The sequence below is a fragment of the Nostoc sp. JL33 genome, assembly GCF_017114985.1.
Classification (GTDB): domain Bacteria; phylum Cyanobacteriota; class Cyanobacteriia; order Cyanobacteriales; family Nostocaceae; genus Nostoc.
Genome location: NZ_JABXKP010000091.1, coordinates 22,712 through 36,047 on the forward strand (window position 1 = coordinate 22,712; position 13,336 = coordinate 36,047).

Consider the following 13,336-nt stretch of genomic DNA (forward strand, 5'->3'; position numbering starts at 1 on the left):
ACACTGCTAATATCAAGCTGAAATAGTGTTTAGCCACTTTGTAATACAACCCATTAAGCAAAATACTCAGAGGGATAAAATATGACTTTAGTATCTGATATTATTCTGCTAGAAGACTTAACAGCGTCAAATGATTACCAATTGGGCGAGCTAAAAGCCGTACTTCCTGCAATGGTAAATCGGTTAACCAATCCGATTTTAGCGAGTATCTTTGGTAATGACCTGAAATTTGGTATTGCCTCTTTTAAGGATAAGCCAATTCCGCCTTTTGGAGGTTATGCTGACTATGTATATCAAGCAGAAGTCCCTTTGACAAATGATGTCACAACAGTTAAAGACAAAGATTTTGGCTTTAAAGCTTTTGGGGGCAATGATGATTCCGAATCACAATTAGACGCACTCTTGTATGCAGCTTTAGATAGCGGTGGCAGTCTCGGTTATAGAGTAGGTTCATTTCGCATTGTTTTCCTAGCCACCGATAGTATTTATCACGTTGCCGGAGATCGTGCAGCAGTTAGTCCAAGTGATACTATTGCCAATAATGGAGATAGTGCAATTGATCCTAATGAAGATTATCCAGAGATAGAACAAGTAAAAACTGCGCTGGAAGCAAATAACATTATTCCAATTTTTCTAGCTACGAGTGATGTTGTAGTCGATTACGAGGGACTAGTTGCCAAGCTTGGTCGAGGTGGTGTAGTGACTTTTGGTTCTCAAAGTGAGAATGTTGCTGATGCCATAAAAGAGGCAATTGCTCGATCCAGAAATGTGATAAGTAATGATGTTGCTACAACAAATGGAGATGATACCTTTAGTCGGGGGGATTTTTCGCCTAGCGATCAGGTTATTTTTGCTGGGGGCGGTGATGACAGTATTTCGCTTTCTGGTGTTGCTGGCAACCATTACATCGATGGGGGGAGCGGTGATGACATCCTTTTTGGTGGTTCTGGTGCGGACAGAATAGATGGGGGTAGTGATGACGACAACCTTGTGGGGCGCAACGGTGATGATACTCTCTTTGGTAGTAGTGGAAAAGATATTCTGAGCGGGGACAACGGCAACGATTACCTACAAGGAGATAGCGGGGACGACATCTTAACAGGAGGCGCCGATTCAGATAAGTTTGCATTTGCAACAGGATCAAAGTTTGATATTAGGGAACTCGGAGTTGATATTATTAATGACTTCACTCCTGATCAAGACCAGATCCAACTATCGAAATATACTTTTACTGCTCTAACTAACTCGGCCTTCCCAACTACATTAGATTCCGCAGACTTTGCCACAGTCACGAACGATAGTTTCGCAGCAGCTAGTAGTGCGGTGATTGTTTATAACAGCGTAAATGGTAGTCTCTTTTATAACCCCAATGGTTCGGCGGATGGTTTTGCTGATACTGATATTAATTTGGGGGGTAAATTTGCCCAATTGGGTGCTACCTATTTTCCGGCTCTAACTACCGCTAGTTTTGAGGTAGTTTTATGATTGATTTAGTTTTCTTTTCAACTTCCCACAAAGCTGATCGCTCTGCTTACGAATTGCTGTCTGCTTGAGCCACCTTAAAAAGTGAGATGCTCCCAGGCAAATGAATTGAACTGAAATTAATCTAAATAAGTCGGCGTTAAGATTTCAAGCTATGTTAAAAAATTTCAATGTAGGATGCGTTAGTCTACGGCATAACGCATCCTACATTGAAATTTCTATTTCTTCATATAGATTGAATTTTTCTCGCCGACTTACTTATCGAAAGTAGTTATTTTCCAAACCATGATTTAACCTCCGATTTCTTTAGACCGAAAAGTTTTCTGTAAGCCTTCCAACCGTTGATTCGAGCTAGGAAACGCTTCTAAAATCAATCATTGTTTGACGATAAGTATCTGGCAAACCTGTATCAAAACACTTACCTTTAACAACATATCCTGTCATTCCCTCTTCCTGACACAATCTATCAAGACAAGATGTTAACTGAAATTCGCCTCGTTCTCGGAAATTTTGGTTGATGTGTTCTGCGAGAAAGTCAAAAATCTTCGGCGTTAGTAAATACAAACCAAATATACATAAAAACTCATTTTCTGCCATTCCCTCTACACGCAAATGCTGCTGTGCATAATCAATGGTAGGCTTTTCATAGAGTTGTGTAACTTTCAAAATCGAGTTTAACTCTTGCCAAGCTCCTGTTACACACCCAGCTTTATCAATAATCTCTGCTGGCATTGTAGTTAAACTCACAACGCTTTGATTAACTTGTTCGTAAACATCTAAAACTTGACTAGCACAAGATTTTTCAATATCAGATGCATAAATGTGGTCGCCCAACATTAGCAAAAACGGCTCATTTTGCACCCAATCCTGGGCACAAAATACCGCATGACCATAGCCTAATTGCTCCTCTTGCAATAAAATAGTAATTCTGCTTCCTAAATCTTCGAGATATCGGCTATATTCTTGATTTTGCGGTGAAAGTTTATCGAAAAGTTCTTTTTTAGGTGGGTTTTTCAATAAATCTTCAAATATTTCTTTGTCATCCGGCTGTACCACGATCGCTACTTCGGCAATTCCAGCACTAATTGCCTCTTCAATAATTGCTAAAATCACAGGTTTTGCCCTACCATCTCGATCAATAATCGGGAAAAGTTCTTTTTTCACAACTTTGGTAGCTGGAAACAACCGAGTCCCGAAACCAGCTACCGGAATCACAGCTTTTCTAACTTTATTTTTCTGCATAAGCAATTCGTCACCCCAACTTCTCAAACAACTTTGCCAACACCACATTAGAAAACAAAAAACCTTGTGGATCAATCAAACGCAACCTTCCCCCACCAACTTCCACCCAACCTTTATCAATGTACAGTTGCAAACACCTGCAAATTTCCTCTACCTTCTCTTCCCCATAAGCTTCCGCCAACGTCGCCAAACTTACACCCTCTGCCAAACGCAATCCCAACATTAACGTTTCTAACAATACTTCCTTTGGGGGAGTCACATCACAATCAATCACACCGCCAGCTTGTACCCACTGGTAATACTCTTTAGTTTTACGCGGACGAGTGAAGCGCTTCCCTTCAAGATAACTCGCGGCACCCATACCAAAGCCATAATAAGGGCGGTTTTGCCAATAAACTCGATTATGCCGACATTGATGACCCGGTTGAGCATAATTGGAAATTTCATAATGCTCATAACCTGCGCTAGTCAAAACCTGCTGCCCCATCTGGTACATTTTGACTGTGGCTTCATCCGTGGGCAAAGGAGTATCACCGGGTTTGTAGTAACGACCAAAGGCTGTACCTGGCTCAATGGTAAGATCATAGATGGAAATGTGAGTCGGTGCGATCGCTACCGCTTTTTCGAGAGAATCTTGCCATTGAACCAAAGACTGATGCGGCAACCCAGAAATTAGGTCTAAGCTAAATTCGGGAATCTCGACTTGGTGGATTAGTTTTACCGCCGCAAAGATATCTTCAACTGAGTGCGATCGCCCCGCCGTTTGCAATAATTCTTCCTGAAAGGCTTGTACACCCAAACTTACCCGGTTCACACCTGCACTGCGATAGCCTGCTATATGTGCTAAATCAAAGGTGCCCGGGTCGATTTCCATAGAAATTTCTGCCCCAGACGCAATCCCAAAATGCTTCTCTAGCTTTGCTACTATACGTTGTAACTGCTCTATTGATAGCAGCGAAGGAGTACCACCACCGAAGAAAATTGTCTTCAGGGGTTGACCAAATGCTGGTGTAATCGCAATTTCTTCACATAGCACCTCAACATATTGGGAGATAGTACCAGATGTTTCGCCCCGCAAGCGATCGCCCACAACAGACACCGGGAAATCACAATAAAAACACCGCCGTCTGCAAAAGGGAATATGCACATAAGCAGAACTCGCAATTCCAGAAATACTAAATTTTTGACTCATTTTGAGAAAAGTTTTAAGTTAAGCTAACTGCGAATTAGAGATAATGAAAATGAGCCGTTTATTTACAGGTTTTTGTCGTTTTACAACGAAATAATGAAAAATATTAAGATAAAAGCCTTTCGTTATAATAATTGCAGATATTGCCTTACTAAACCCTTAGTGTAAGTCAATATTGATTAGTTTATCTTACCGATGAAATAAAAAATACTTAACTTTATCGGTTAACACAGTTGCAGGAAAACAAGACAACCATGCTTGACGCCATTATTATTTTCTCATTTATCCTAGCAGCGTCGGGAATAGGGTTCTACAGCATTGAACTACTACCCAATAGCACGCTGGATCAGGTAACAAACATTGAAGCTTTACGCTTAATTGTTGCCGTCTTTGCCGCTATTATTGGTGGTGCGATCGGGCTGAGTTTCCAGACGACATATCGTCGCCTAGAATCACAAATCAAAGAAATGCCTCTGGAAGTGATCTTAACTCGTGCCATTGGCTTAGTGATTGGGCTATTACTAGCTAACCTGATGCTAGCCCCACTATTTTTGCTACCTATCCCGGCAGATTTTGGATTTATTAAGCCACTGGTGGCAGTTGTCGGCAGTATTATCCTCTCCGTCACTGGCATGAATTTGGCAGACACCCACGGGCGAGGCTTACTGCGGTTCATTAATCCCAACACCGTCGAATCGATGGTAGTGGAAGGAACGCTAAAACCCGCCAATACCAAAGTTTTAGACACCAGTTGCATTATCGATGGTCGCATTGAAGCCTTACTAGAAACAGGGTTTTTAGAAGGGCAAATTCTCGTGCCGCAGTTTGTCTTGCAAGAACTGCAACAAGTAGCCGATGCTAGCAAAGACCAAAAGCGAGTGCGGGGAAGACGAGGGCTAGAAATTCTCAACCGGATTAAGGAAGATTACCCCGATCGCATCCTGATTAATACAATTGACTACGAAGATATTCCCACAGTGGATGCCAAGTTAGTGCGCTTTGCCCAAGAAATTAGCGGCACACTGCTAACTAACGACTACAACTTGTCTAAAGTTGCCAGTGTTCAAAAAGTACCTGTTTTGAATGTAAATGATTTAGTGAATGCCGTCCGTCCCAGTTATTTACCTGGTGACAACCTTGATTTGAAAATTCTCAAAGAAGGTAAAGAACCCAGCCAAGGCATTGGCTACCTAGATGACGGCACAATGGTTGTTGTTGAAGAAGGTAGCAATTATGTGGGCGGTGAACTGCGGGTAGTAGTCACCAGTGCTTTACAAACTACAGCAGGACGGATGATTTTTGCCAAACCCCAAGCTTCAGCATTGGCGTGAGGAAAGAAAATTCAAAGCCTCTCTCCTTTTAGGAGAGAGGTTTAATATTTTTTATTTGGAAGTTCTTAAGTGTGAAACTCTGGTTAAGTGAGAAACTAAAACTTTAAAATGGAAAAATGTTCACTGATAACTGTTTTTTAAAGAATTTTAGGTTTAACCGAGAGTTTAGTTAGTCGGGTGGTGTTAGGGAAAGAAAAAATTTCTTTTCTGCCTGATTTAGAAAATTTTTTTAAAGGAATGTGAGATTTAAAATTTTGGATGTGGGATTGTATCTAAAAAATCCTACATCCAAAATTTTTCTATGCAATATCAGGGGGTACCTGTTTAGGCGATCGCTGTTGTCGCAACTGTTTCTGTATGAGTTTTTCTAGTTCAGTTCGCCGAACTTCAACGGTATGAGTGGTCTGACCCGGCGTTTCCAAAAAAACGATACTATCTACGGGTTCCAATGCCACCATTTGGAACAAAATATGGGTGACGGGAACAATTTTAGCTAGCATTTGAGGGTCAAGCCCAGCAGGGGAAATTAGAGAGACATCTTGTATGGTAGGGAAAGCGTAAATCACACGCTTTTCCAATCCTGGATTAGTACGATTGCTCAATGTAGTTAAAACCCAACTTTCCTCTGAATTTTGGAGAATATAGTATTGGGAGTAACGTAATTTTTGAGCGATCGCTCTAAGGGCAGGAGCAATTGCTGCAACAAGATATGGTGTCATACCATCGCGGGGTGCATTGTCAATCAGCAATTGAATTTGTGCTTCTAAATCCATAATGACTTGTATACGGCTCCTGGGTAATGGCAATAATATCTATCAAAGTGTGAACAATCCCATCGAAGTTGGGAATAATAAAATCAGCCACATTCTCAATGTTGTAGGATTGGTCTGCGTTTAGCTTATACGTAAAACCGAAAAAGCCAATACCCACAGTCGTACAGGTTGTATTTAAATACTTAGGGTCTTTTGAAAACCGAGACTATGAATTCAGCCGCAACCGTAACTATTCCATCTGCAAATATTCTGGGAGAAAATTCTAAAGGCGTGGAGGTGATCTTTCAACTCCTGTCCAGGGAGTTTCAACAATCAACCAAAGCTTCGGCACAGAATTGCCACGACGTCGCAACACGTATCACTACCGAAGTCTACCGGATTTGTCATGAAAGCAAACGTATCCAAGCTTCTGGGTCTGTAGAAAGCTCGGCAATGACCCTGGCGAGGCATCGGCTGCAACAGTGTCTCAGGTACTATCAGTTGGGTTCAAATCGGGGCAGGGTAGAATTACACAGTACTCTGAGTGCGATTGTTTATCGATACATTAATCCCCCTCAGAAGCAATTGAGCTATCAAGGGCGGCTGACTATAATTGAAGATTTCCTCCAGAGTTTTTATCTAGAGGCGTTGAACGCTTTCCGGCGAGAAAATCAACTTGATGCCACTTATCGCCCTCAGACACTTTTGGAATTGTCCGAGTATATGGCATTTACCGAGCGCTACGGCAAGCGACGCATTCCCTTACCAGGCCGTCAGCAGCAGCTAATTATCCTCCGGGCGCAAACTTTTTCCCAACACCAGCCCCCAGAAACCAGCGTAGATATAGAACAAGCCGCAGAAGGTAGCAATAATGAAGGTGATGGTTCTTGGGAAGAGCCAGCAGTTCACCAATTGCGCTCCACAATGGCAACGCAAGCCGAACCCGAACCCGAAGAAGACACCTTGCGTTCCGTTGTCGTTACCGAATTAATGAATTATCTCGAACAACGACAACAATCTGACTGCGCTGATTACTTTTCCCTGCGCCTCCAGGATTTATCAGCACAAGAAATTGAGTCGGTTTTAGGCTTAACTCCTCGTCAGAGAGATTATTTGCAGCAGCGCTTTAAGTATCATTTAATTCGGTTTGCCTTGTTGCACCGTTGGGAATTAGTTCACGAATGGCTGGAAGCTTCTTTGCACACCAATTTGGGCTTAACTCCCCAGCAATGGCAAGTATACACAGCACAACTGGACAATAAGCAACGATCTTTATTAGAGTTGAAGCAACAAGGACAACCTGATGAAAAAATAGCAAAAACTTTAGGGCTGTCAATGGCACAACTTCAAAAACGATGGTTTAAGATTCTTGAACAAGCTTGGGAAATTCGTAACTCATTAGTGTCCGGATCAGGTGCATCTACTCATGAATAGTGACTCAGAATCCTTACAACACCAGTGTCTCGATTGGTTATTGACAGATAATGTCAAAAATAACGAGCAATCGGTAGAATGTGAGGAAAATGACGGGGCAGAAAACCTCCTCAACCAAGCCACTGCTTCAAAAAGCAGTCAGCCAAAATTGGGAGGAACGCCCCAGACCTTTCAACTGGGAGAAATTCCTACTGTGCAAGATCGTTTTCAAGCTGTCCTTAAGCGTCGGCTACAAATCCAAGTCCAAGAACACCCACCGTTGTTTCCTTGGGAAACACAATTAATCGATTATCCTGATTTTGTTGATGAGCCGTCAATGACACTCGTTCCCAGCTGGGGATGGATGGTACAACAGTCGAAGTTGAACCTGCCGACTCGCTTACCGGAGAGAGTTTTCCAGCAATTGCTAGAACAGTGTCAGGCGTTGGTGACATCTTCAGTGCCGTTGGGGGCAAAATTAGTTCAAGTGGTGGAGAACTTTTTTCCCAATGAGTCTCAAGCACTAAATGACATAGCTGGAATGGTGCTAAGAAGCACCTATCGGTCTGTAAATACTGTGGAGACAATGCCCAGTATTCAGAGCGATTACTCGGATTTACAACCGCGTCAACAGATGGCTTTGTCGTTGCTAGCAGCTAAACAACTGCTGGAAAATTTGACTCTACCACTTTCAGCAACCAGCCCAGTGGTAGAAAGACAATGGCTAACCAGTGTTGGTGCTTTGAACATCAGAGTAGAGTACCAGTCTCTAGGTAAACTTACGAAGTTACTTGTTCAGGCTGAGTTACCTGTTAAAGGAACTTTGACGCTGCGGGGAAGTGGCACCTTAGCAATGACAACATCTTCGACTTCGGGATACTTAAGTGTAGAGTTAGGCTGCGAACAACTTCACCCAACTTATACCCTGGAAGTTGAGTTTCCAGAAATAGACCAACAGTCGTTGTTGTTTGTCATTAGTCCGACAATTTAGTTTAAATTTCCACCGCTAGCACACTACGTTGATCAACGCCGATATATATTAAGAGGATTTTCCTGGTTTTGAAGCTTATTCTATTTTTCAACAAGTGGTCATTAGGGCGTCTACGAAAAGCAGTTATTACACAGACACAGGGACACGGAGAGAGTAGATAACTTCTCCGCGTCTTTGCGTCTTGTTCCCTCTGCATGTCTGTTTGTATCTATGATTTTTTATTTGACACAGTAGTAGGGTAGGCAATTACGTCTTTGCTATTGTGTCCGTTGCATCTACACCATTGCTTCGCTTAGGCTCAAATGTTTAACTTATCCAGGATAAATCGGTTTTGGCCTCTTCCTGTAGGTAATTTCTGGCGGCGAAATCCCCAGAGGTCGCCTTTGATAGAAGTGGAAGATTCAATTTCATTGCGGGTGCTGGTGCTAGCGTTGGTTATTTTGGGAATTGTGGCGACGGATATCGCCGCCGAGACTTCATTCAGTTTTTGGGCGTTCCCCCTGAGTGCAGTGGGTGCGATTTGGAGTTATTATCGTCGCCGCGATGCCAATGTTGCAGTTAAGTTCTGCATCGCCATCGGAATGTTAGTAACACTGGGTGCTTTCTTTGGGCGATTAGTGGCAGAGTTGAATGATACGCGGTTGAGTTTGGCAGAGTTATTGATTCAACTCCAGGTGTTACACAGCTTTGATACGCCCCGCCGCAAAGATTTGGGCTATTCGATTGTTATCGGATTGATTTTATTGGGTGTGGCGGCAACGCTAAGTCAGACTTTAGCATTTGCGCCTGTGCTGCTGTTATTTTTAGCGATCGCTCTGCCGACTTTAGTATTAGATTATCGCTCACGCTTGGGTTTGCAGCCATTAAAAACTCAAAAGGAAAAATCCCATCAGAAGAATTATTCAACTCTTAATTTTAAATTTTTAATTCTGAATTTTTTGCTAATTGTCGGTCTGGGTCTGGCAATTTTTGCTATTTTACCCAGATTCCCTGGCTATCAATTACGAACGTTTCCTGTAAGTTCTGCTATTCAAGTAAAAGGTAATTTCACAGGACGTAGTATCATTAATCCCGGTTATGTCCGCCAAGGTAAAGGTAATAATCAAGGCAGTGGTAGCGGTGGTACGGGACAAAATAAAACTGGCGAACCAGGTAAAGTAGATAATAACTTTTATTACGGTTTTAATAGCCAAATTAACCAAAATCTGCGGGGCGAGATGAAACCCAAGGTTGTAATGCGGGTGCGATCGCAAGTTGAGGGTTTTTGGCGAGTGCTAGGATTTGACCGTTATACAGGTAAGGGATGGGAGGTTTCCCGGAATGAAGATGTTACGACTGTCAAGCGATCGCCTTGGTCTTACCAGATTTTTCTTTACCCACCTGTGATTACTGGTAAAACTCAAGAGGTAGTACAAACTTATACAGTGGTGTCGGATTTGCCTAACCTAATTCCAGCGATGGCTTATCCCAAAGAAGTTTACTTTCCGACACCACTAATCGCTGTTGATCAAGAAGACGGATTGCGATCGCCTGTGGAATTATCAGAAGGTCTGACTTACACAGTAATTTCCGCAGTACCATACCGCGATCGCACTTTATTAGGTCAAGCTTCTACTAAATATCCAAAACATATTAAAAAGTATTATCTGCAAATCCCTCCCGAAATTGCCGAAAAAGTCCGGCAACGCACCGAAGAAATTCTCGCTAACTACAGTCAAGAAGGAGTCACCAAGTTTTCTAAAAGCCTGGATTCACCCTATGAAAAGGCTCTCTACTTAGCTCAATACCTCAAGCAACACTACTCTGTTCCCCAAAATCCCTTAGAACTGCCTTATTTGAGTGAAAAAGAAGACTTGGTAGAAGCATTTTTGTTCAAGCAAAAAGGAGGCTATCCAGACCACTTCTCGACAGTTCTCACGGTGATGCTGCGTTCCATTGGCATCCCAGCGCGGTTAGTCGCAGGGTTTAGTGCCGGAGAATTTAATCCATTTACAGGGCTGTATGTTGTCCGTAATACTGACGCATACGCGATGACGGAAGTGTATTTTCCTAAATCTGGTTGGTTTGCCTTTGACCCTATTCCTAATCATCCCCTGATTCCGCCATCTGTTGAAGACACTCAGACTTTTAGTGTGTTGCGCCAGTTGTGGCAATGGGTTGCTGGGTGGCTACCTTCTCCGGTGACAGGTTTGTTAAATAATGTATTTGGGACAATATTGAGTTGGGTGATTAGAGCGATCGCTTGGTTTTTAGCTTTATTCTCTCAAGGTTGGTTTGGCGTATTGACTGGCTTAATCTTGGCAACCACAGCAGCTTTCTTTGGTTGGCTGGGTTGGGGTCAGTGGCGAGAGTGGCGCAACCGTCGATGGTTAAAGAAATTGCCAGCAATGGAAAGCCTTTATCAACAAATGTTGCAATGGACAACCCAAAAAGGTTTAGGCAAACATCCAGCCCAAACACCCTTAGAGTATGCCAGAGGATCATACCAGCATCATGCCCCAGCAACTGCTGAGGTAATAGATGAGATTAGCCAAGCCTATGTTAGTTGGCGTTATGGTGATAATAAGCCTAACTTGAAGCGACTGCGAGAAAGATGGCAAGGTATCAAAAAGACTGCTAAAACTGCTAAGTAATTCAAGACTTCGGATAAATTACTCACAAAGGTAAATAGAGTACAACTCCCTTCCATTCTGTTTGCTCACTACAATCAACAAGGAGTAGCAATTCATCAATTGCCTGTCTAATGGGCATCCGGTCATTAACTACAAATAATCCTGACATCGGTTTTCCCATTATCAATCGCTCGTAAACAAAGTCTGGCATTGTTGCACGGTCATGGGTTAAAATAATACGCTCATTGGTTGCTGCCCAATCTAGAATCGCTGGATCGTCTACTTCCCGTAAATCAACATCTTGAACCCGAAGTAAATCAAGATTGGGTTGACGCAGAAATAACCCTCGAACGATATCACCATTAAAGTTTTCATCGCTTAAAAAGCTCAACATCACCTTAATATTGTTGTTGAGCCAACAAGCGAGAACGAATGAGATTCAAATCAGGTTGAACACTGGACAAACGTTGCTGTACAGATTCAGCTAAATCTTCTCTGTGATTAAGGTATGCTTCTACAGTATTTTGATGTCGCAGATAGTAACCAATAGTGCTATAAACATCAGACAATGATAGCGTCGAGTACCGTTGGACAATAGACTCAGGGGATGCGCCATCCTGAAAAGCTCGGATTACGACCTCTAGCAAGACCCTTGAATTGCCAACTCGAATTGCTCCGGTTTCATCTTCTCGAAGAGGGGGTGTCTCATGTTCTAAAACGAGGCTCATGGGCTAATTTCCCTAACTGACTTGAGGTAATGGTAACTTAACTTAGGTGTCTATCTTTATGACTATCAAAAAACTCCTGCTCCAAAAAATTGAATCCTCACTTAGAGGTACAAAATTGTTCGCAGTCCTTGGTCTATTTCTTCTTGTAGATGTTCTGGTAATGAGCCAACGCGCTCTACTAAAAACGTTTTGTCAACAGTAAAAATTTGAGACACATTAGCTACAGAATCTCTGGGTAAACCTGTAGCTTCATGCGGTAACAAAACATTGCCTGGTGCTTGTGCTAACTGAGTGTTAGAGGTAATGATTACGACGATTACGGTGCTGATCCGACTTTGAGTAAAAATATCATCTTGAACAATCAAAATAGGGCGACGATACCCAGGTTCCCAAGCGAGTGGATCAGGTAAATTTGCCCACCAAATTTCTCCGCGATACACTACCAATCCTCACAGGGCAAGGACATAAATTGTAACTTTGCCAATACTGGATCTAGTTCAGAGGACTCTTCAGCATAAACTTTATTCAGTTGGTTCAACATCTGATTCCGGTTGTATTTCCGCAAATATGCTTTCAAAGCTTTTGTGTAAAGTTCACTACGAGATACCCCTAACTCTCTAGCCAGTGCTTCTGCCTCTTCAAAAACTGAATCTGGAAGCGAAATTGCAGTTTTCATTGCTACTTTTGTTGTGATTACTAGCTTTGGTTATACGATAATTGCAAAAATTGTGACCAATTAAATTACAAACTAAACCGTTCAGTTTGGTTTAACGGGTAGAAAAGTCGCTAATATTGAACTCAACCTCGCATCTGCATCAAATTTCCTGAGGAGTAGCGACGCAAACCGTGGTAAAACACACCTGCACCAACCAACAGCACGGTAGTTGATCCAGCCACAGCTAGCACAGCATGAATCAAAGATAGCGATCGCAATGCCTCAATTGGCAAATAAGTCACAAATCCAGCCGGAATAAGTGTGTACAGCAGTAGCTTCACTGTTCCCTCAAACAAAGTGGCTGGATAGGTACTGAAGGTAAGCATGGCATTTCGCCACTGTTGTGTCAGTCCTTCGGAATTGCCCAAATAAAAGCTGAGGCTACCTGTCAAAATATTAAAGCCCACAAACAACGTCGCCACTGAAACTGTCAACCCAGTGAATAACGCCAAATGCACTGCATCAGGCTTGACAAAAAACACATAAACCCCATAGCCAAACAGCATATCTCCCCAAGATGTCGCATTCATCCGCCCTAGTAGTAGGTGCGGTAAAAGCGCACGAGGGTACAACATCCACACATCTAACTGTCCTTGGACAATTAAACTTGTCAGTTGCAGAGCGTTACCGCAGATAGTATGAGCCAGACCAAATCCTGTTGCGGCGATCGCCCAGAGGGTAACTACATCCTGCACCGTCCAGCCGCGTAGCACTGGAAAGCGCGTAAAAAACAGCCCCCAAAATGTCACCCACACTAGGTTATTAAGTATCATTGCCACCACTTGCGTCAGGAACGCGCCGCGATATTCTAAGTGAGCGTTCAGATTCAGGCGAATATAAGCGCCAGCTAATTGTAGGTAGGAAAGTAAACGCCAGAACAT

At 42.7% G+C, this 13,336-nt stretch carries 13 protein-coding genes; 5 read left to right on the forward strand and 8 right to left on the reverse strand.

Annotation, left to right across the window (positions count from 1 at the left end; all coding sequences use genetic code 11):
- Positions 1–81: 81 nt before the first annotated feature.
- Positions 82–1,485, forward strand: coding sequence for a hypothetical protein (locus HWQ23_RS27540; RefSeq protein ID WP_292835747.1), 1,404 nt, complete (start codon positions 82–84; stop codon positions 1,483–1,485).
- 348 nt (positions 1,486–1,833) lie between these two features.
- On the opposite strand, the gene HWQ23_RS27545 is transcribed toward HWQ23_RS27540, so the two are convergent.
- Together HWQ23_RS27545 and hemW are read right to left on the reverse strand one after the other, a co-directional pair.
- Positions 1,834–2,724 (reverse strand): UTP--glucose-1-phosphate uridylyltransferase, encoded by an 891-nt coding sequence (locus HWQ23_RS27545; RefSeq protein ID WP_292835749.1) that lies wholly within the window; start codon positions 2,722–2,724, stop codon positions 1,834–1,836.
- 10 nt (positions 2,725–2,734) lie between these two features.
- Positions 2,735–3,916, reverse strand: a complete 1,182-nt coding sequence (gene hemW, locus HWQ23_RS27550) for a radical SAM family heme chaperone HemW (protein ID WP_292835752.1) — start codon at positions 3,914–3,916, stop codon at positions 2,735–2,737.
- Between the two features lie 251 nt (positions 3,917–4,167).
- Between hemW and HWQ23_RS27555 the strand changes: the two genes are divergently transcribed.
- On the forward strand, positions 4,168–5,244 hold the full coding sequence (locus HWQ23_RS27555) for a PIN/TRAM domain-containing protein (RefSeq protein WP_292835755.1): 1,077 nt from the start codon (positions 4,168–4,170) through the stop codon (positions 5,242–5,244).
- A gap of 299 nt (positions 5,245–5,543) precedes the next feature.
- On the opposite strand, the gene HWQ23_RS27560 is transcribed toward HWQ23_RS27555, so the two are convergent.
- The gene (locus HWQ23_RS27560; protein WP_292835758.1) at positions 5,544–6,017 is read right to left on the reverse strand and encodes a hypothetical protein; all 474 of its coding nucleotides are present in this window, start codon (positions 6,015–6,017) and stop codon (positions 5,544–5,546) included.
- A gap of 207 nt (positions 6,018–6,224) precedes the next feature.
- Here HWQ23_RS27560 and hetZ point away from each other — a divergent pair, with 207 nt between their 5' ends.
- The 3 genes from hetZ (at position 6,225) to HWQ23_RS27575 (ending at position 11,033) form a co-directional block, all read left to right on the forward strand.
- Positions 6,225–7,430: a heterocyst differentiation protein HetZ gene (hetZ, locus tag HWQ23_RS27565; protein WP_292835761.1), complete on the forward strand. Its 1,206-nt coding sequence runs from the start codon at positions 6,225–6,227 to the stop codon at positions 7,428–7,430.
- Positions 7,423–8,400, forward strand: coding sequence for a PatU (locus HWQ23_RS27570; protein WP_292835764.1), 978 nt, complete (start codon positions 7,423–7,425; stop codon positions 8,398–8,400). The genes hetZ and HWQ23_RS27570 overlap by 8 nt, the downstream gene beginning before the upstream one ends.
- A 302-nt stretch (positions 8,401–8,702) precedes the next feature.
- On the forward strand, positions 8,703–11,033 hold the full coding sequence (locus tag HWQ23_RS27575; protein WP_292835767.1) for a transglutaminase TgpA family protein: 2,331 nt from the start codon (positions 8,703–8,705) through the stop codon (positions 11,031–11,033).
- 22 nt (positions 11,034–11,055) lie between these two features.
- Here the strand turns inward: HWQ23_RS27575 and HWQ23_RS27580 are convergent, their stop codons facing one another.
- The 5 genes from HWQ23_RS27580 to HWQ23_RS27600 all read right to left on the reverse strand — a co-directional run bounded on the left by HWQ23_RS27580 (position 11,056) and on the right by HWQ23_RS27600 (position 13,336).
- Complete coding sequence (locus HWQ23_RS27580; protein WP_292835770.1) at positions 11,056–11,406, reverse strand: DUF5615 family PIN-like protein; 351 nt, start codon at positions 11,404–11,406, stop codon at positions 11,056–11,058.
- Positions 11,407–11,410: 4 nt separating this feature from the next.
- Positions 11,411–11,740, reverse strand: coding sequence for a DUF433 domain-containing protein (locus tag HWQ23_RS27585; protein ID WP_292835773.1), 330 nt, complete (start codon positions 11,738–11,740; stop codon positions 11,411–11,413).
- 101 nt (positions 11,741–11,841) lie between these two features.
- On the reverse strand, positions 11,842–12,180 hold the full coding sequence (locus tag HWQ23_RS27590; RefSeq protein WP_292835776.1) for a type II toxin-antitoxin system PemK/MazF family toxin: 339 nt from the start codon (positions 12,178–12,180) through the stop codon (positions 11,842–11,844).
- On the reverse strand, positions 12,180–12,416 hold the full coding sequence (locus HWQ23_RS27595) for a ribbon-helix-helix domain-containing protein (protein WP_292835778.1): 237 nt from the start codon (positions 12,414–12,416) through the stop codon (positions 12,180–12,182). The genes HWQ23_RS27590 and HWQ23_RS27595 overlap by 1 nt, the downstream gene beginning before the upstream one ends.
- Before the next feature lie 122 nt (positions 12,417–12,538).
- A complete protein-coding gene (locus HWQ23_RS27600) occupies positions 12,539–13,336 on the reverse strand; it encodes an ABC transporter permease (RefSeq protein ID WP_292835781.1) in 798 nt (265 codons plus the stop codon).